Annotated in this window: 9 protein-coding genes and 1 pseudogene; 1 reads left to right on the forward strand and 9 read right to left on the reverse strand. The window is 57.7% G+C overall.

All coding sequences use genetic code 11. The annotated features are described in order from the left end of the window. Together KHO53_RS00565 and KHO53_RS25865 are read right to left on the reverse strand one after the other, a co-directional pair. Entirely contained in the window at positions 1-2,202 is a 2,202-nt protein-coding gene (locus tag KHO53_RS00565) for a sugar kinase (protein WP_213569826.1), read from the reverse strand. A 218-nt stretch (positions 2,203-2,420) separates the two neighbouring features. After that, positions 2,421-2,714: pseudogene (locus tag KHO53_RS25865) on the reverse strand (transposase); the annotation flags it as partial. Between the two features lie 112 nt (positions 2,715-2,826). On the opposite strand from KHO53_RS25865, the gene KHO53_RS00575 reads away from it, so the two are divergent. Beyond that, a complete protein-coding gene (locus tag KHO53_RS00575; RefSeq protein ID WP_060493983.1) occupies positions 2,827-3,891 on the forward strand; it encodes a DNA cytosine methyltransferase in 1,065 nt (354 codons plus the stop codon). On the opposite strand, the gene KHO53_RS00580 is transcribed toward KHO53_RS00575, so the two are convergent. The 7 genes from KHO53_RS00580 to drmD form a co-directional block, all read right to left on the reverse strand. Continuing rightward, on the reverse strand, positions 3,842-4,258 hold the full coding sequence (locus tag KHO53_RS00580) for a very short patch repair endonuclease (RefSeq protein ID WP_349628454.1): 417 nt from the start codon (positions 4,256-4,258) through the stop codon (positions 3,842-3,844). The two genes, KHO53_RS00575 and KHO53_RS00580, sit on opposite strands and share 50 nt — an antisense overlap. Next, complete coding sequence (gene drmC, locus KHO53_RS00585; RefSeq protein WP_060493984.1) at positions 4,258-5,034, reverse strand: DISARM system phospholipase D-like protein DrmC; 777 nt, start codon at positions 5,032-5,034, stop codon at positions 4,258-4,260. Before drmC ends, KHO53_RS00580 begins: the two co-directional genes overlap by 1 nt. A gap of 1 nt (position 5,035) precedes the next feature. After that, positions 5,036-6,892 carry an MrfA Zn-binding domain-containing protein gene (drmB, locus tag KHO53_RS00590; RefSeq protein WP_213569828.1) on the reverse strand — a complete coding sequence of 619 codons (1,857 nt, stop codon included), beginning with the start codon at positions 6,890-6,892 and terminating at the stop codon, positions 5,036-5,038. Between the two features lie 2 nt (positions 6,893-6,894). Further along, on the reverse strand, positions 6,895-10,923 hold the full coding sequence (gene drmA, locus KHO53_RS00595) for a DISARM system helicase DrmA (protein ID WP_213569829.1): 4,029 nt from the start codon (positions 10,921-10,923) through the stop codon (positions 6,895-6,897). Positions 10,924-10,932: 9 nt separating this feature from the next. After that, positions 10,933-12,897 (reverse strand): BbrUII/HgiDII family restriction enzyme, encoded by a 1,965-nt coding sequence (locus KHO53_RS00600; RefSeq protein ID WP_213569830.1) that lies wholly within the window; start codon positions 12,895-12,897, stop codon positions 10,933-10,935. A 109-nt stretch (positions 12,898-13,006) separates the two neighbouring features. Then, the gene (locus KHO53_RS00605; RefSeq protein WP_213569831.1) at positions 13,007-17,083 is read right to left on the reverse strand and encodes an Eco57I restriction-modification methylase domain-containing protein; all 4,077 of its coding nucleotides are present in this window, start codon (positions 17,081-17,083) and stop codon (positions 13,007-13,009) included. Further along, entirely contained in the window at positions 17,080-20,205 is a 3,126-nt protein-coding gene (drmD, locus tag KHO53_RS00610; protein WP_213569832.1) for a DISARM system SNF2-like helicase DrmD, read from the reverse strand. The genes KHO53_RS00605 and drmD overlap by 4 nt, the downstream gene beginning before the upstream one ends. Positions 20,206-20,478: the final 273 nt, after the last annotated feature.

Consider the following 20,478-nt stretch of genomic DNA (forward strand, 5'->3'; position numbering starts at 1 on the left):
TCAAGCACCGCGCCCGGCCGCGAGCACGTTCAGGCCGGTGGCCGAGGCATCAAGGTCATGGCGCAGGTCGCCGGCCAGTGATTTCACCGTGGTTAGCGCGCACGCTAGGCGATCCTTGAGCATCAAGGATTCGTCCATCTTGTAGCGTGCGCGTATCGAGTCGACGATGCGCGCCCGGGCCACCGCCATAGTCTGATCGAACTGCACACGCAGGTGCTCGACATGGGCATCGTGAACACCATGCAGCATGGTGTGCGCCTGGGCGCTGGCGGCTTTCTCGAACGAACGTAGCCGCGTCACTGCAACCGTGGTCAGGTACGCCGCAGCAACGACGGCAGTCGCTGCAATCGCCGCCGGGTGCGGCGAAGGCGGTACTATAGGCAGGGTGGCGCCTGGGTCAGCACTGGTGATCTGGGTGTTGCCAAGCAGGGTGTTGAGGATGTCGGCCTTGCCATCGCTGACCACATCCACCGCCATCACTGCTGCCAAAGACTTGATCGCGGTTTTACCCAGCTCAACGCCTGCACCTAGGCTTTGCACGCCGTCCTCAACCAGATTGCCAGCCGGTACAGCATCGGCCAGCACTAGGCCATCCTTGAGCCCTACCACCTCGGGTAGCGCATAGACCAGGCGGGTGTATTCCAGCGAGAGTGCCGGGATCAGCTTCACGCTTTTGCTCAGCGCCTTGCTGAACGGCTGCGAGACGGCATTGCTATCCTGCACAGGATCACTCAGCAGTTGCCGAACATCGTGGGTGGCGTCAGGCGTCAGCGCGTTAAAACGCACCATTTCCCCAGAGCTGTGCATATAGCCGACCTGCTTCAGCGCACGTGACGGCGCTGCCGCCAGCAACGGTTTTGCGGCCCCCGCGGCAGGTACTGTGGCGTCTCGGCCCAAGCGTTTGGCCGTCAGTTTTTCTAACTCCCCCGAATACTGGGTGAACAGTGGTGCGGCGCCATCAGCCCAGGCGTTGGTGACCACCGCCTTCATTTTTATTCTGGTTTCACTGGTGGTGTCGAACACGTTTGATAGCCAGTTCTTGAAACCTTCGTGGTCGTTCTTGAGAGCTTCGTCGAGTTTTTTGCTGGCACGGTCCAGCGCATGGCCCACCACTTCATTGACCTGTTTGAGGTGCTCTTCACGCAGGGCCTGCGCCGCATCGTCGAACTCGCTCAGTACCAGCTCCAGCACCCGCGCACCCTCGGAACTGGTGTCATTGTTGAAGTACAACTGCGCCTTACCACTGATCAAGCCGAGCACACGCGTAAGGTCTTTGCCCAGCAACTCGGACAAGTCACTCATCTGCAGATGGCGGTTGGCCTGCCCGGTGAAGTTGAGGCCGTACAGCGCGCGCTCAAGCTGCGGCAGCCACTGCGTAATGTAATCGGAGTCGTCAGTACCGGTGAGGATGATGTGCGTCTCGGCACGCTCTGGCGCCACTTGAAACGTGGTCTGTGCACTGTTGCGCAGTTCCTGGCGCTTGGCGTCATCGCCCTGGCTGGACTCGGTTTTGGTAACCACCACGTAGGGGTACACACCGGCCAGTTCACCTGCCAGCATGTCTTTGACGATCTCGACCTGCTGTTGGTTGGCCATGCGGGTTTCGTCAGTGACCACAATGCAGCCGGCGGCGGCGATCATGGCCTGGCGCATCAGCTCTTGCCAGGCACGGTTTTCACGGTCCTGTCGCTCGTAGCCCGGCAGCAGTAGCCAAGCCTGGTTGTCACGGTTGAAGTAACACCGCGGCACCCGCAGCACCGGCAGCAGGTCCTCAGCGTTTGGGTCGCTAATCGCCTTTTGAAAGTCAGCCACTTCAACCTGCACATCCTGCAGCCTGTAGCCTGCTGCGCTCTCATTCTGCACCAGGCGGCGCACGAAGCCTTGCGCCTGCTTCACGCCGTCTTGTTCGAGGACCAATACGGGCATTTTCTCACCGCGCCCTTCGTTGCCCTCAAGCCACTTTTGCTCGGTATCAAGCAAACCGTACAGGCTGGCCATCAGCGTGGTTTTGCCCGCCCCTTGGGAGCCGCCCACCGCCACCACCCAGGTGTCGCCCAGTACCTGGGCCAGCAGCAAACGGCGCATCACGGCCAACAGCTTGCTGTCAATGTCATCACTGTCCAAGACAGTGCAGGCGCCACGTAGATGGCGTAAGGCATTGTTCAGGTGTTCAAGTAGGGCTTCCGGGGACTGCAGGGTCACTGTGGTTTCCTCGTTCGATCATCAAGGGGCCGCAGCATGCGAGCTTCGGCACAAGCGCCGGCCAGTGGCCGTCTAAGCAATACAAATGAATGTGCTAAGCGTGGCACTGCGGCGTAGCGGCATCAGGGGGTAGATGCTAGTCCCTATCGGCCCTCTATATAGATACTTGAGCATTACAGCCCATTCCGTCGCCCAAAAAGTAAGCGTGATGCGGATCATCAAGCAACAGCCCGAATAAAAAGCGCGCAGCCTTCAGGATCTGAAGCGGACCATTTCACTATGATCGCTTGACCGGCCACAGACAGCTTGATGATTGCCAACGCTTCGGCTGATCGTTTGGGTGCAGCTGTTACTTGAACGAATGCCGGCGCCGAGGTTACGACCTGATCTCGGAAAAGAGGCATCCATTTGCGAATGACGTTGGCGTTGATGCCGTGACGGATGGCGACGCTGGAAACGGATGCTCCGGGTTGCAGGTATTCCTGAACGACCTGAGCCTTGAATGGTTTCGGATAAGAGCTTCGGAAGGTGAGTTCGTCGGACGCTTACAACTAACCTAATTATCGTGCTCGATCTTTATACAAGTTCCAGCTAGAATACCTTCCGTTAGGAGGGCCTAATCCCATGATCGATGCTGTTGACCTTTTCTGTGGCGCTGGCGGCCTTACCGCTGGCATGCGAAACACCGGTATTACGGTACATGCCGGGTATGACATCGAAGGCCAATGTGCGTACGCCTACCAAGAGAACAACCAGGCTGCCTTCGTCACCAAAGATGTGAAGGAAGTGACGGCCGAAGAGCTGCTGGCCTGGTATCGCCCTGGCCGATACAGATTGCTGGCCGGTTGCGCGCCCTGCCAGCCGTTCTCGACCTACAACCAAGGCAAAGATACCCGCAACGATCGCAAGTGGCCGCTGCTCTATCATTTCAGCCGCCTCATCGAAGAAACCGAGCCTCACCTGGTAACCATGGAGAACGTCCCTGATGTCACCAAGCACGAGGTCTACCACGACTTTGTGCAGAGCCTCCGGGATCAAGATTACGAAATATGGGATGGGCGCGTAGCCTGCGTCGACTACGGTTTGCCGCAACAGCGCCGCCGACATGTACTGCTCGCCTCCAAACTGGGGATGCCAATAAGCATCATCCCACCTACACACTTGAACGCCCCGGTCAATGTCGAGGACGTCATCGGCGCACTGCCTCGCCTAGCCGCCGGAGAATGCGACCCGAACGATCCACTTCACAGGGCAGCAACACTCACCCCGATCAACATGCGCCGTATCATTCACTCCAGGCCAGGCGGAACCTGGAAAGATTGGCCGCCAGAGCTGGTCGCCGAATGTCATCGCAAAGCGAGCGGCAAAACGTATCCGAGCGTCTACGGACGCATGCGCGCAGATCGCCCTAGCCCGACGATGACTACCCTCTGCTACGGTTTCGGGAATGGTCGTTTCGGCCACCCTGAGCAGGCTCGCGCGCTATCTCTGCGTGAAGCAGCGATCCTACAGTCCTTTCCTAGGGACTACGCGTTCATGGAACCAGAACGGATCACCTTTAAAGCCGTGGGTCGTATGATCGGAAATGCGGTTCCGGTGCGACTGGGGGAAGTGATCGGAGAAAGCCTTGTACAACACGTTAGGGCTTATGAGGCGGCTCGCCAAGCGGAACGTCGAATTCAAGCCTGAGTCGTGCCTCCAACGCCTCTAGGCTTTTCGTTTCACACTCCCATATCACCACCACACGCCAGCCCAATTCTCGCAATTGGGCTTCCTTACGCGCGTCACGCTCTACATTCGCTTCGAACTTGGGCAGCCAGTACTCCTGCCTGCTCTTAGGTGTGGTCGCGTAGCGACAAGCAGGATGCCGGTGCCAGAAACACCCATGCACGAAGTCTACCGTCCGGAGTCTAGGCAGGACTATGTCCGGCGAACCAGGAAGATCACGACGATGCAGACGAAATCGGAGCCCAAGAGCATGCAACGCTTGGCGCACGATAATCTCTGGCTTTGTATGGGCACGCTTGACCGCCCGCATGATGTCGCTTCGCGACACTAGCCATCCCCCTGACCATCGATAGGAACGACCACTCCCGTCATCGCCAAAGCCTCCAGATGTCGATGAAGTTGCTCGGGTAAGGGAGCGCCAGATATCAATACCCCAGCCTCCATATTCTGATCCATCGCATACCCCGTCAGATTGGCACTGGTGATGAAGCAATATGCCCCGTCCGCCACCGCGACCTTCGCGTGCACGCTGCCATTGACGAAAGCAGCATCTTTGTCTTTCCAGACGTAAAACAGCGCATCGGGAACGATCTTCTTCAGCTTCCCGATAGGGTCGATGCTAACCTTGCCACCCTGCGCGCTCGAGAGCTCCATCAGAAATTCGATCCTCACACCCCGCACTGCCGCTGACTTCAGAGCTCTAGCTACCAACTCTATGTCGTAAGCGACGTAACTGGTGATGAACAACCGCTGCTGAGCAGCATCGATCACTTGTATCAAAGCCTGCTCGGTTCGCCGAGCAGGAACGAGTTCGGTCGTCGGCCCAGTCCACACCAGCTCGACCCTCTGCCGACCCTCGGCATGACGAAACGCATGCGCAGCGGCCATGAGCATGGCAGCCAACGTCTCGCCACTGATGGTCGACGCTTTCCAGCCATCGACCAGCTCTCTGAGCGCGTTGTCGGCCTTCGCGGACAGCGCCCCCACCCTCAGATTACCGGCCCTCGCGACCTGCATTCCTCTGATCTTCGCCGCCAAAGCTGCTACGCGGTCATAGGAGACTATGGAAACCAACTCGGACACCGCTGCGAGTAGCTCTCGCATCTCAAGCATCCGGAAAGAATGCCGCTTTGGCATTCTCGAAAGTCGGCACGACCATCGCCCGGTCAAGATAACGGTTGCCACGCTCGCACGATGTCTCCGCGACAAAGGAGCAAGCATGGCATGCCGCTGCATGCAAACTACGGTCTTTCCGGGGATCATGCTCCGCGCACAGAGGGTCAGAGGAGCAAATGCGCGCACGCCGCAAAGCCTGAACCAGTAGGCGCTCCAAGTTTTCGGGCTTGCCCAGCTCGACCAATCCACCCAAGGTACCATCGGAGTCCGCAGCGGCTGTGTAGATGATGAAGCCGCACTGGTTGCCATCCTCATTCAACTCGGCATAGATCCGCTCTCTGATACTGGCTGCGTTGTATCCGCACTCCAACGCCAACTCGCGGATCAGAAGATGCGCCAGAGTGTGCAGCATCACGTAACGAGCACCTGGATAACCGTCTTCCGGAGGACAGAGACGGCGGGAGTTTCGCCAACCTTTGTGCCCCCCGCGCAATTTCATGTCGGCGGCCTGCACGTCAGCTATCTGCTCCCACTCAGCTATCGCCTGCTCGTCGAACTGAATGAAGATACCCTCACCGTGCACCTGATTCGCGGGGACCCAATCGGGCTTCGTACGTGACAGTGGTGCCTGAATCGGTCCAACTCCAACGCTACCGGAGTCGTCAGGCGCCTCGACTCGCGTGAAGCCGAGCAAAGCGTTCACCTCGCGCAGACGCTTCAACAACAATACCCTGGCGATCTTGCCTTGGTAGCCCTGAGGAACGGCAACTGCCTCGGACAAGAAATGCGGATAGTCATTCACCGGCACCGGGGCGATCAGCACCCGCCACTCGGGGCCTTTGATATCAGCCTCGGTGACACTCTCGCCATCTGCTGAGCGGTGAGCCTCGATGCCCGCCCAAATGGCTGCTGCGGAATATTGGTCAATTCCAGGCAATGAGCCAGTCTTTTTCAATAGCTTGATGGTCAGAGGAACCTCATCGAGCGACTCCAGATCGCTGAAGAAGCTCCAACCATCTTCCAATAGCTGCGCTAGACCATCTTTTGCCTGAGGTATCGCCAACGCCGACAAGGAGACCGGAAACCAGCTATTGGTAGCCCCCAATAGGACGGCCCGCGGCTCGGCATCGCAATCCGGATCGAACTGATCCAAATGAGGATGCCGTCCACGACAGCCCGGCAGGTTCTCCTTACCGAGCTGTCCGAAGGCATGAGCCATGTTCCGCGCCGCGCCGCAAGTATCGCATTTGACCCATAGGTTCTCGGTCTGAAGGGATGCGCCACTCTCGAAGAAACGCAGCGTGCCTTTGCAATCGTTGGGGCCGCTGTGGACGAACCACTGCCAAGGAAAATCATCCAGATGCCCATTCTTGCAAGCCAAAAGGAAACGTGCGGGAACAGCATCGGCATCCTTCGCAGGCTGATCGCCCTTCGAACCGCGACAGCCCTGATGCACGAAACGAGTCGCCTCAGGGCGGCGATACCCTTCCTTCAACTCGAACAACCCGCTGTCGTAAGGCGAGAGCAGCCCGCATTTCACACAGCGCAACCAACGAGGGAACGGCCTTACCGGCACACCGACATTAGCCTCCGCAGAGCTCGTGTCATTCGACTCGCTCTTGCTGATAGGCGGCATTCGTAGTGATTCGACCTGAGGACCAAGCGCTTTCTGCACCGCGGCGAGCAGGCGATTTTCAATCACCAGGTTGCATCGATCCCTCTCCCAGATGTCGATACCTGAAGTCACGACCGACAGATTCGGCAAATCGATGAGGGCACCTGGACCATAGGTCCATAGCAGTTGGCTGGGCCGTACCGAGCCAACGGGAGTCTTTTCGTGCGCCATCTTCATTCGTCCTTATCAGCCGCCGCGGGGCGAGGCTTCCATTGAATATCGTCTTTGATCTTCGCTGAGTTCATGACCAAGCGAACGCCAGGTTCGACCTCGCGCATCGACATGGGCACCGTCCAGTTATCCCACGTATGCGTTCCAGGTGCCTTGATCAAGGCATAGGTCAGATCCTTCTCAGGCCCACGCTTCTCGTACGCCAAGATACGATTGCCCTGCATCACCTCATTCACCCACTGATCCGCCCGCTGCTTGAGCATGCCGCTAGCGAGCTTCTTCGCAGGGGCCTCCGCGATGTTGTCGGCACGCGTTTCGAGCACCTTCATCGCATCCAGCATTTCCACCTGATTAGGTTGCTTGAGACTCTGCGCCCCCTCGTTCGGAGCGAAGCGATCGCTCTTGCCACGGATCAGCGACAGCATCGCCCCGGTCAGACCTCGATCCATCGCACGCGGCGAGAACGGAGTGACCGATTGCGCCTCGACGTGCTTGTAGAACGTCGCGTGGTAATGCTCGAAGGTCTCGTAATGCGAAAGATCGCGTGGGCGAGCCCATGTCAGTACGGTACAGACCAACCCAGGGAATTGTCGGCCGACACGACTGGTTGCCTGAATATATTCCGCCGTTCCTTTCGGCTGACCGTTGACGGCCATGATGCCCAACCGATTGACGTCGACGCCGACCGACAGCATGTTGGTCGCCAAAACGATGTCGATGGCACGTGCATCGCCCTCCTCCCACTTGGTCACGTACCTACCTAGCTCAGGATCCCATTCGGACTTGAACATCACTTCGAGCTGATCGAGATACTTGGGGATGTCCTGGTTGGAAACCCGGGAAGTCAGTTCACGGATATTCATGACGCTGCGCTGGGCCAGGCCAGGCCGCTGCACCATGCTCATTTGGACACGGTACGCACGGGTCTGCACATCGTCCTCGGCTAGACGCTTCATGCCTCCCAGCTCGCGCAATGAGTTGAAGTAGCCCACCATGGTCATGTAAGGATCGGCAGCTTTGCCGAATCGATCGAATAGTGCTTGAGCGGCAGTCAGCGCTGCCGTGTAGACACGGATCAACATCGCCGGCCGTGAGCTGCCCGGAGAGCAGATTCCCAGATAACGCCGTCCTGGCTTTTGCTCGATGGGCCGCTGCACCGAGAAGAAGTTGTCCTCGACGTCTAAGCCATGGGGCGGGAACACCGAGACCTGACGCATGAAGACGTTGTTGACCTGCTGCTGCGCCTTGCGAACTGTAGCGGTGGAGGCGATCACCTTCGGCCGAATAGCATCGCCATCGAACTGCCACGTGCACAGCTCATCGACCGTGCTCTCGTAGAGGCCCACCATGGTTCCCAAGGGACCGCTGATCAGGTGGAACTCGTCCTGGATGATCAGATCCGGAGGCCGCACCGGAGAAATAGCCTTGACCGAAGCAGCAGCCCTACCGGCAACAGCCCTATGACCGGTATTGCAATCCGAGCCTGGCCAAAGCAATCCATGGCGGGAACACTCCTTTGATACCCGGCCGAAGAGGTTCCGTACCTGCCCACGCCACGCCATCATGGCGAACTTGTCCACCGTGGCGATCATCATCGACGGCGGGCGATGGTAAATCTCCTCGTCCACGACCATCACCGGCAAACCAGGGTGTACCTGCTTGCTCGAACGACCACGAGAGAAGTCACAGGTGCTCAGCTTGTCGCCGCAATAGATCGTCGTACGCCCTGATATCTTGTCGACCTCGATATCCCTCTTCGGGTCGATCTCGGTTCCGCACCATGGGCAACCTGTCAGCTGCGCCGGCGAAGCCATTCCAGTGGGGTTTCGCCCTGGGGTACGAATGGCCTCGATGAACTTATGGCTATCCTCGGTAGTGCCAGGCGTCACCTTGTTACCGACCCAAAGGCCGATGGTGAATGCGCTCTCACCAAGGGACTTATCACCTGCCGACAATGCTTCCCGACGAATATGTTCCATCGCACAGATCAACGCGGTAGCCCGCTGGAACTGCTGCAAAGTCAGCAACCGCAGGGTGTAGCGCATGATCACTGCGAGCCCGCGAGACGAATCGTAGCCCCCCAAATTCCCTTGTAAACGGCGGATCGCCATTGTGAATGCAGCCACCCCAAGGTATGCCTCAGTCTTACCACCTCCAGTAGGGAACCAGAGCAAATCCGCATAGGCCTGCAGAGGCTGAGTGCGATCCGTATGCTTAGGATCGGTCAGCCCAGGAATGGACAGCAGCAGGAAAGCCAACTGGAAGGGGCGCCAAGAGCGGTTCTTCGGCACATCGAACTCCGTCAGCGCCACAACGCGCCCGCGACGGCGCTGCAACGCGAACGCGCTATGGACCCGCTGAATCGCCATCGCTCGGTTAGCGAAGCGGAAAGCCGCCAAGGCTTTTTCCTCCGAACCCAATAACTCCACGCCCTCGCGCAGACGAATCAGGATCGACTCGCAGTGGCTAAGCGCCTCATCGGCCTGCTGCACATAGCCCGCCACATCCCTATCGGTGCGCGCCCGCTGATCTTCGATCCATGCTGCATAGTCCTCGGTCAGTATCCCGAGCGCAGTGACGAGCTGGTCTTTCTCCAGCTCTGCCAGTCGCTTCATGTCCAGCAGACCTTCGTCGACCAATCTGCGCATCGCTGGCCGATCCTGCGGATCCAAACCCGGCGTTTCGGTGACCGGCACCTCGTATTGCGGCATCACCGCAGTGCGCAGCTCCACCGCCCTTGCCACATCTGGACCAGCCACTGCATGCACTGCAACGCCGTGCCCTACTGCGAACTCGACCCGATCGCGATAGATCATCTCCAGCGCCAAGCGCTCGCGTAAATCGTCATCGTCCGCAGCGCCAGCATCGGCTTCCAATGCTGGGCGGCGGCGGAATATATCTTTCAACGATTTTTTGTCATTGGCTCGTACGAGGATTTCTGGCTGGAACACCCAAGCGGTATCGCGATTCTCATCAGGCTCCGTTTGACCATTCACCAGGAAGAGCGTGATCAATCGTTCACCCTTCTCGTTGGGTGAACGCACCGTACCCTGGATGATCACTTCTGGGCAGGCAGAATCAGGGGTGACCGGAGAGATCACTCCATCCTTCAGCGCCAGCTGGAAGGTTCCACCGGAGGGCTTACGCCGCCAGACTTTGGCTTTGAGAACTTGCTCGGTGGTCTTGATCACCCGGCCTTCGGCGTCACGGACCACCTTCTTGACCACCTTGGCATGAGCCGTATCATCGGACTCGAAGCGCTCGTAGCGCCCCCAACTCACTACCACCTCAAGACTTTCCGCATCGCCATCGACGCAAAAAGTGAAGCCCAAACTCGACGGTGCGAGCGACTGGTTCGAAGCGGTATCCACCTCTTCCTCGGCTTCGGAGTCTCCGCCACCCGTTTTTTGGGGAGAGTCTACTTTGCTCGACTGTGCCTTCGGCTGAAGATCAGCAGGCTCGTCTTCCTCGTTCTTTTCCGGGGGAGCCATATCCTCACCGCGTTCGGCGTTTTCCATCGGCGCGAGCTTACCGACGAGGTACCGATCGCGAACGCTCATATCGACGATGAGCTCTTCCGGCCCACCGGCTGGCCCTAGAAGGTCGTCCATGATCGCGAACTGTAAAAGCTCACGAACGTAAGCCTCGTTCTCGATCAGCGGAATGTCGGCGAGAGTGATACCCAGCGCACGAGGGATAGCCTCTGCGAAATCTGTCCAGGGTGCACGTACGACACTGCCTGCGGTCGGAGGCAGCAAACCGATGCTGCCGATCCCTACCACTGGCTCGACCGCCTTGACCTTGTCGAAGTACAGCCAAGTGCCTTCCGCATCGACTCGGATACGCAAGACATGGCCGACACGCACGATGCCACCGGCTGGGTTCAAAACCAGTACCCAGGCCCCCTCGCGCAAAGCGGGATGGCTTCCTTTTAGATAGACGACCTTGTCGGCCAGACGAGCGTCACGCATCAAGCCGCGATCGACGACTATCCATGCCTCTGGGGCGCTGTTCTGCAGCATCTCTTCCATGCTCACTCTTCAAATCCTATTCACGATATCTTCCAGCTTGTCGAGCGACCTACTCTGGTTGATATAGGCCGAGTACCCTTCCTGCGCTCCACGAATCAGGGTGTCGTAATGAACGATGCGACTACCTGGCGAGATCGATGTCATTGACGACTTGAGTCGGTCCGGGTTGGACGCCTCTTCGGCTACGGTCTTCCCAAGCACGAAGATCACCTCGATATCCGGGCTGGTCTGATTCTGCTCACGCAAGATCTTCGTCAGTTTGTCGACATAGGTCTGCCCCTGCTCGACCAACTCGAGTAATCCCATCTTGCGACCCACCTTCTTCAGTTCGACGATGACGTGCTTGCCAGCATTGGTGCGGTAGGCGATATCGACACGGCCCAAGCGCTCTTTCTCGGTCATGTCTTCAATCAGCACGCCCTCCGTCATCAGGCGCGACTCCATGATCGAACTACCCGTGGCCCGCTCCCATGCGGGATCCAGTAACCAGAGATGGTCGAACAGGTATTTCTGGAGCACCCTCTCCTTCGCGTCTTCGTCGATGATGTTTTGAAAGTCTCGAATCGCATCCAGACGGGATTTCACGATGTCCCGATAGAGCGAGGCTTCGAGAGAGTCCCGGTCAGCGAGCACAGCCAAGAGCCTGTCGGCACTTTCGATGCTCGTTACGAACTCCTCGGTCGACCCACGCAGCTTCATTCGCTCGAATGCCAGGATGCCGTGCCGATACATGAGTTTGCGGTCATCCTCGTCATCGACCGGCAGAGCACTCAGCTTGGAGATCAGCGTTTCAGCACTGTTCCTGTAACCTGCGGGGAGAGACTCCAGCCATTCTGCAAGGGCGGGTGATGTCTCTTGGGCCTCCTTGACCTCGTGTTTTCTCCGCCACTCGCTCCAGCGTTTTTCGAGCTGCCCCAAGCGGGATTTGAGAAAAGCGATCAACTGGACGTAACGCTCATCATCTTCCTGCACACGCTGGCGGTCGCTGGTGGCAATATCAGGGCGATCATCCGCATCGAGAAAATCCGCCTCGATCTGACCGGTGAGGTACTTCGTATAAAGCCTCCCGTCATTCAGTCGATCGATGACGTTTTCCTGGATCAAGCGGCCTCGTGCGAAGACTACGATGCCATTCAGGTTCCCCGCCTCATCGTCGTCGAGGTCTTTGGGCTTACGTGCTGTGCCAAGCCAACCGCTCACACGCCACGACGGATCCCATGCCTCGAACCGAGCTGGCAGCGATTCGCGCTCCAAGATATGGGAAACCGTACTGGCTTCTGGCTCGTAACCCTCGAACGTCCAAAGGAACTGGACCTTGGGCAAGTCGCCTCGATCAGCGGCCGTGATGGGCTGGCCGTCGATCTTGATCTCGAAGCCATGAGCTTGCCCAATGATCGAGAAACGCCGGGCAAGACGCTTCCGTAACGCAGTGACGCCTTTGCCAAGCCGCTGACGCTTGATGTCGCGCAACACGATTTTCGTGCCTCGCGTCGCCGTGAGCGTGCCGCTCTCCAGGCGCTCAGGGTGATATGCGCGCTTTTCCTGCACAGCCTGCTGGATGCCCGGCACGCTCATGCGGAAGCCATGCGCATCCCCATCCTTGGCAGACTGCACTTCGATGACGTTGGCGATAGAGAACAAAGACAATTTGCCTAATCCCTTGCGCCCCATCACAGGCCGCCCTTTCGCCGTCTTGCATCCATGCTCCGTATCCTCATCGCGGCGGCGATAGCCGACGCGCAGGTACTTACCGTTCAGGTCATCGACAGACATGCCGATGCCGTCATCTTCGATCTCGATCCACTCATTGTTAGGAGCGACGCGAATCTGCACGCTCGATGCATCCGCGTCCCATGCATTGGCCACCGCTTCGGTCAGAACGGCGGCGATGTTGCTGTAGAGGTTGATGCCGAGATGCTCAAGGACGTTGAGGTCGACGGTCATCTCAAACCTCGGTACGACTTCATTCGTCATTTTCTTCCTCCATAGCCTTCGCGCTCTTCATTGGCCAGAGCGTTTTTCCAGCTGCACTCTGCGAAGTCTTGCACCGTGAAAATCAGGTCGGCGGAGTAACGCTGGTCGCTCATACGTTGTCTCCGGCGAACAAATCATCCAGGCGCACGGATGAAGCAGCTTTCGAACGACGCCCTCGTTTGGCTGGACTGGGAGCATTCGCTGGTGCTTGCGAGAGCTCACCAAAGCGATGTCGGTTCAGCTCTGTGAGCCGATGCATCAACTCCGCTGTTAGGTCTTCCGAAAGCGCCCAGCGCCACGAATCCCTTGCAGAACCGCCACTGAACTCCCGGAAATCGTAGGGAATATCAAGATCATCCCAGCCATAAGCCTGCGCAACTTCGACGTCTATTGCAGCCATGATCTGGCGCAGTTCACAGATGGCTGGATCGTTGCAGCTGGGCGTGTTCACAGCGTTCAGTGCGTCAGTTAAACCACACTGATTCTGATCGCTCCACGCGACGAGAACGTCTTGAAAACGAGTTGCATGGACTCGACCGGCAAGCGATACCATCTCATTCGGTAGGGCGAAAGTCGAAACAGCCTCTCGAATAGAAAGCGTGAGCGTATTGGTGTCTGCTCCCAAGCTACGAACGGAGAATGCATAGAGCCAATTTCGGAAGAACGAGCTCAAGCAAATTACGAAAAGGTCATCTCTGTCAGCACCAATAAGCAGGATTTTGTTTGTGTAGATCCATTCAGCAGGTGCCATCAAGCAAAATGGGTATTTGGTGACCTTGGCAAATGCAATGAAGTGCCCCTGTTTGCGCAGCTTGCGCATGAGATCAGCTCGATGGTTCCAGAATTGCCACCAGCGGCCATAGAGTCCCTTATAACTCTTCAACGTCTCTGGCGTTCGGGTTGGCTGAACCTCCTGGATCAGAAACTGGAAAGCAATTGGCCAGTTCTCTTCAATCTCCTCTAGCTTTTTATCAGCGATGTCCAGCGCCCATCGGTCGGTTATCCGAAGCGCATAACTGGTTATGTCGTCTCCGGTGATGTATGGCCGGAGAAGACTATTCTGCTCGTTCGTTAGGCGTTCGAACCATGGGGAGTCAGCGGTGAGAACAAAAGCCATCCCCTTACTGTTATTTACCCCCTCGAAGCTGAATAGCGGATCAGGAAGCTCTTTAGGTATCCACACATCCGTAGCCTCAGGCTCCAAACGTGCACCAATGCGTTTGCAAGCATGCCCCTCTGAATCACATGGAGCGGCCCAACGCCCTTTGAAGAAACAGACTACTGCGACAACGACTGAGGCCGTACCAGGCCAAGGCATGCCTTTTCTGGAGAAATAGATGTCGCCGCTCTGAACGATGGCCCCGAGTCCAACGGCGACCGCACTTCCTTCAGCGATGTTGCTCGTTGCCAGTAGGCCATAGCAGCCATTCGGGCAGAGCAGATCGACGACTCGCCTATGGAAGACGATGCTCAGGTCGATCTTTCCAGGCGATGTACCAAGAATCATCTGGCACTGCCACTGGAGCTTCTCGCCCATTGATGACTTCCATAGGCGGTTACCCAAAAACGGAGGGTTCCCCACGAAAGCATCAAAACCTGGCCGTCCAATCATGAACACTTCAGGGAACTCCAATGGCCAGTGGAACGGGCGGCGGGCTGCCATTCCAATCGATAAACCAGAGGCTAAGGTGATTCCCGCACGCGTCGCGATGGATTGGGTTGACTCGGTGTCTCCTTCAACGGCTTCTCCGGCCTGAACGGCAAGAAATGCCAGTCCACTCGCTAGCGCAGATACGTTGCCATCGGAGGCGAGAACCTCACCGATGAATGCGTTGGCAATGTTTTCCGCTACTTCCAGTTTTCTACGCGCGTCAGCATCAAGTCGCTCCATCGCCTCAACATCATGAATGTCGCGTATCGGCATCTCGCGCAGTCGTTGGCGTAGTTCGATCGCTGCTTGGACGGCCTTTTCGATGTTCTTTCCAAACAGAGGCTGCTGCCCTTTACCGCCGGGCCTCATCGAAAGCTCGGTTAGCTGCTCCAGTCGGTGGATACCCAACAAGCTATCGCCACAACGCAGGTTGTGGTCTAGGAAACCGAACGGCCTGTTCTTGGCCATCGTAACCAGCCAGATGGAGAGCTTGGCGAGTTCCACCGCCATCGGATTAATGTCCACGCCATATAGGCAACGTTCAGCGATAAGACGGCGAGCGATCACCGTGCGTGACTCAGCATCCAAGGGCAACGAGTCCTTGGCATTCGGCGCTTCCAGAACTTCGCCGTCCACACTCACTGTTTTTCCACTGCCTTCAACTTTCGACCATGCATCAATCAGTCGCTCAGCCAACCAGCGGCAGACTTGCACCAGGAAGGCGCCCGAGCCCATAGATGGATCGCAGATCTTCAGGTTCAGCAGTTCGGAGGGTGGTTTCAGCACCCATTGTTCACGTGGAGCTCCCTCTGACGGCCCCGTGTAGACGATCGGCGTCAACGTCTCGTCGACAATGGTTTCGGTGAGCGATTTCGGCGTGTAGTGCGTTCCCGTCTCGCGCCGATCGCTGCCCGTGGTGACGATGAATGCCCCCTCAGGATAAATCAGCGGGTAACCCCAAGGATCGGTACGCAGCAGGTTGATGAATGGCAGCGTACGATCACGCAGGCCTTCGTCTCCAGCGCACGCGGTGAGCAGACGGTTGGCCTGGACAGCATCGACCGAACGCTCGAGATCCTTGCGGATCGCTCCTCCTCCACGCTTGATCGCATCGGCACCGGAGAGCGCCTCGGCCAACACCTCGTCCCCCTGCTGGAGCAGAGCTTCGAGCTCCTCCAAAACATAGAGGGTCTTCTTTGCCCCCTTGCCACCGGCCAGCTCCACTGTCACCCGTTCGGTTCGTACGACAGTCCGCTCCAGCAAGCCTTCGTAGACGTAACCGATCTGCTCAACGTCCAGCGCTCGGTAGGAAAGCGTACGCCCCTCGTACTGCTGGATCGCCTCCAGCAGGAGCAGCACGGTGCGGTTATCTATCGGTAGTGGTCGCGCGGAGTCGATCTTCCAATCGGAGCCCTTAGAGCGCCCTTCGAGGAAAGGGAAACGATCAGGGTCGAACAGCGAACCACCCAGCGCTGGAAGGCGCAGCATTTCATGCTCAATGCCGCCGTACACTGCGCGAAATGTCGCTAGTAACCGTGACCATGCATCGTTGCGCCGCTCCAGCACCTCCTCGGCTTCCTGGCGCAGCTGCATACGCAGAGTGGAGATGGCGTAGTTGCTTTCGTACGCCTCCTCTCCCATCAGCAAGAGCCCCCGCTCCTCGGCCGACAGCAGGAACACCAGACGCATCATGATGGTCAGACCCGCTTCGTAGAGCTCGGTCGGCTCGACACCTTGCAGCAGCGCTCCTGACCGTTCACGGTCTTCCTTACCCAGTGCCTGGATCAACACCTCGACCGCCCGGCGGACTTGTTCACCCAAGGCATCGGTGACCTCCTCCTGATACTGAAGAGACTCGTCCAGCATTGAGGGTAAGGACTCATCGTCTGGCCCGAAGAAGCGCCGGATACCCAATAGGGTGAGAAAGGCCTGCAGCGTCAGCCGCTCCTGCCCCCAGAGGCGTGCATACCAACTTGCGAAGGTCGAAACAGCGCCAACAAGAGCATCGACTAGCATCCAGCGCTCACCATCGGTGACCAAACCAAGGCGACAGCCGCTGGCCCGGCAGAGCCGCTCCATGCGCTCGGCTGGACTAGCGGACCAGCCATCCAATTTCAGTGCTGCCTGGAGATCCGTGCCCGCAGAATAGATTTGCACGAGCAGCTGACTTTTGCAGCCTGAGACCAACGCATAGTCAGGTTCCAAAGTGACACCATGTTCCGGCAGAGTGACGCGCAGCTCAGAAGGAATACGCTCACCTCGTAGTAGAAGCTCACCGCTATCGTTCTCGTCGTATTCCAGGCCGCGGGCAAGCACCTCGTGAATCCAGGCGCGATGCAGTTCGGTGAATCTGGGATCGTCGTTGTCACGCGCCTCGCACCATTCGTCATAAGCTTGCCGCAGGTACTGTCGAATGCGAGGTTCGACAGCAGGTAGACCAGTGGAGAAGATTCGTTTCAGTACCGGCGTGGCGAGGAAAGGACCGGAGACCTCAATCAGCGACAACCATTCATCGTGAATATCGAGGGGGTTCATACGCGGCCTCCCTGGGCTAGCGATACAGGTACGATGAAAATGACGGCTACCGGGAAGGTGCGATCCTGCGGTTCGGCATAACGAGCTTCGATGGCACCGGCCTCCTCTTCCCGCTCCGCAGGAATCCGCGCGAGACGTGCTTGCAGGGCGGAGTTGTCACGACGAACCTGGGTGCGCTCATCTTCACTGAACAAAGAAAACTGCTCAGGCAACTCGTCCTTACCCAGCTCCCTGCGAATGGCGCTATCCAGCTCATCCAGCACGGCGAAAATGTCTTCTTTTTCTTTGTTCTTGCGGGTTTCCAGGGTGTTGCCCAAATATTCGAGACGATTGCGTGAACGTGCTCCGAGGGATTGCTGGATCGCCTCTTCCGCAGTGGCGAAGCGAGAGCGCAACATGACAAAGAGCGAATCATCGACCCGACACGGCTGCGCGTCGTCCAACCAGCCCTGTACGCGGGCGACGCCCTCTTCGCGCTTGAAGCCCTGTTCGCGCAGATAGCCCCCAGCCAACGTCAGTTCCTCATGTAGACGATGGTGATTGCCGCCAGTGATCACCAAGCGCGACACGACCACAACCGCCGGGGCCTCGAGATGATCGTCAGGCAACGCTCGCACCGTCACTCGGTGCAAGCGCTTGTTGTCTTCCTGCGCCCAAACCTCGGCACGCAGCAAACGCAGACACATCTGCACCAAACGATGATTGAGATGGATGAGCACCAGGTCGTCTCGCCCATTGGCGACTTCATGATCGAATGTCACCGGGCGTGACTTGCCGGTGAATGGATGCTCCAGCCCTTCGCGGCACCGCTCCCAGGCACCTCCTAGGGGCGGCAGCTCGAAGACTTTACCCGGCGCGATCCCCGCCAGCGTCAGCGGCTTGAGAGCCGGTTTCTCGGCCAACGCCAAGCCGGTTTCGACCGCCTTCAGGATGTGCTCAGGAGAGAGGTGGAAGTCCTCCCTAGTCTCGACCAACTTCTCATGTAGCTTCGCTATTCGGTTAGCGAGGTCTTTTTCAGCTCTGACGAATCGGCGGGTCTGGGCAATCCTCGCATCCGCCAAACGGGTATCCAGATCACGTAGCGCCCCTTCGATGAGTCCAGACATCTGCGGTGCGATTACGGGGTTCACGCTGCCCATATCGACACGCATGGAATCGAGCTTACGCAAGGCGCGCAGGATATCGTCCTGATGGCCACCGACAGTATCCTGGTCTTGCCGAGCATCGACCGGATGCCAAATCACCACCTCTTTCTCACGCTGGCCATGGCGGTCGATACGACCGTTGCGCTGCTCCATGACGTTGGGGTTGTACGGGATTTCCAAGTGAATGAGGTAGTTACAGTGGTTCTGCAGGTCGATACCTTCGGAAGCAGCGTCGGTGGCCAGCAGGATGCGCACGGGGGAAATGTCTGGAGCGGCCTGGAATGCCGCCTTCACTTGTTCTCGATCGTCGTGATCCATGCCGCCATGCAAGATCATCAGGCGATCGCCACCCAAATCATTAGTCGCCAGAATCTGATGTAGCCAGTCGAGCGTGGTGCGGTACTCGGTGAAGAGAATCACTCGTTTATCATTCCAGGATCCATCGGTCTTCAAATGCCGATTGATCCAATCAAGCAACGCTTTGGCCTTGGAGTCGGCTTGATTCATCGCCTGCTGAGCCCAGTGCCTGAGCTCATCGAGCAGGATACGCTCCTCTGCGTTCAACGGGCGTGAGTAGCGCGTGGCTTCCTCGACAGCCTCTTGCTGCGCAATTTCGACGTCTGAGTCGTTGGCGTAATCCTCTTCGGCACGCTGTATAGCCTTGAGCAAAATTCGCTCGGACAAATCCGTTCGTCTTTTGCTAGTTCCGTCGTTTTCCAGCGTCGCGACATGCTTTTCCAGGGTCGACGCGAAAGCAGCCGGCGACGAGAACAAGCGTTTCCGTAGCAGTTGGTTGACGAAGGACGCACCGGTCCCACCACCCAACTCGTCATCCGCGCATTCTCTGCTGGCACAGAATTCTTGAAGCTTGCGATGGACTTCTCTTTCTTTTGCGGTGTAGTAGACGGGCAATGCTTCGAGCTTGCGCTGTGCGTAAATCAGATTCCCGTCCTTGTCAGTGATTTCGCTCTTGAGGCGGCGGATCATCACCTGAGACAGCTGCTTCTGCTCCGGCATGATATTGCGGGCGAACCGCTGATCATCGAGCAGCTCCAACAGCGAAGTGAAGGACTCGGTGTAGCCGTTATGTGGCGTCGCAGTCAGAAACAGATGGTGCTGAAAATGCGGGGCTATGGTGCGGATGAAACGAGTACGCTGGCTTTCGATCGCGTATTGAGCGCTCGCTGACGGCGCGACGTTGTGCGCCTCGTCGACGACCAACATATCGAACTTACGCGGATAGCTGACATGCGTCGGCAGGATATCGCGGAATGCACGCAAACCATCACCGGCCTTAGCCCAATCCATCGACGTGATCAGATGCGGGAACGAGGTCCAAGGATTAGCATGTATTCCACGCTCGCGCCGCATCTCCTTGATGTAAGTGCTGTCGACGATACGAAATTCCAGACCAAACTTTTCCATCATCTCGACACGCCACTTTTCTTGCAGTGACGCGGGGCAGACGATCAGCACAGTTCGAGCACGATGACGCAGGAGCATTTCCTGAATGACCAAGCCGGCTTCGATGGTCTTGCCCAGACCTACATCGTCGGCGATCAGCAGATTGACGCGAGCCATGTCGATTGCACGAACCAGGGGATCCAGCTGGAAGTCTTGCAGACTTACACCACTGCGAAACGGTGCCTGGAGGAAGCCGCGATCAGCATTCGTAGCAGCCCCCCAACGCACGGCATCGAGAAAAGCCTCCAGAGTGCAGGAGTCGTCCTGTCCGGTGATGGCTGGCAAACCAGCACGCTCAATGACATGCGCACCTGGCTCAATTTCCCAAATCACCTGGAGCTCTTCACCTAGGGCATCCTCATCAATGGAAGCTAGCGTGACAGCGTGCTGCTGCACGCTGCCTAATTTGGAAGCGTCCACCTCAGCCACCACCCACTGCCGGCGTCTAACTTCGACAAGCTGACCTGGTTGCGGGATATCACGGTAGCTGCTGCCTTCCGCCATTGCAGTCATTCTTAACCCCTTAACACCGTCTTCATCTAGCCGATGACGACGAATGAGCAAACACCTATGGGCTTCGCGCTTTCGAAAGCCCGAAGCACTAAATTCAATTGAGTACAGGTGCGAAGTCCAGGGCTGGAAACGGCATTCGTGATCGCAGAGAACACTGTAGATTGGCCATCCCTGGGATACTACCGCCTGCTATGATGCAAAATACATCACCTTATCCATTGGCACGGCGTGGGTAAAGCCGCTCTCCACGCTTTCTGCAGTTTGGGCAACTGA

The sequence above is a fragment of the Pseudomonas sp. RC2C2 genome (assembly GCF_018390435.1).
GTDB lineage: Bacteria > Pseudomonadota > Gammaproteobacteria > Pseudomonadales > Pseudomonadaceae > Aquipseudomonas > Aquipseudomonas donghuensis.

What these genes read in the sequence shown, in the direction of transcription:
- KHO53_RS00575 (WP_060493983.1), top strand. Translation starts at nt 2,827, where the DNA reads ATGATCGATGCTGTTGACCTTTTCTGTGGCGCTGGCGGCCTTACCGCT.
- drmC (WP_060493984.1), bottom strand. Translation starts at nt 5,034, where the DNA reads ATGCGAGAGCTACTCGCAGCGGTGTCCGAGTTGGTTTCCATAGTCTCC.
- drmB (WP_213569828.1), bottom strand. Translation starts at nt 6,892, where the DNA reads ATGGCGCACGAAAAGACTCCCGTTGGCTCGGTACGGCCCAGCCAACTG.
- drmA (WP_213569829.1), bottom strand. Translation starts at nt 10,923, where the DNA reads ATGGAAGAGATGCTGCAGAACAGCGCCCCAGAGGCATGGATAGTCGTC.
- KHO53_RS00600 (WP_213569830.1), bottom strand. Translation starts at nt 12,897, where the DNA reads ATGACGAATGAAGTCGTACCGAGGTTTGAGATGACCGTCGACCTCAAC.
- KHO53_RS00605 (WP_213569831.1), bottom strand. Translation starts at nt 17,083, where the DNA reads ATGAACCCCCTCGATATTCACGATGAATGGTTGTCGCTGATTGAGGTC.
- drmD (WP_213569832.1), bottom strand. Translation starts at nt 20,205, where the DNA reads ATGACTGCAATGGCGGAAGGCAGCAGCTACCGTGATATCCCGCAACCA.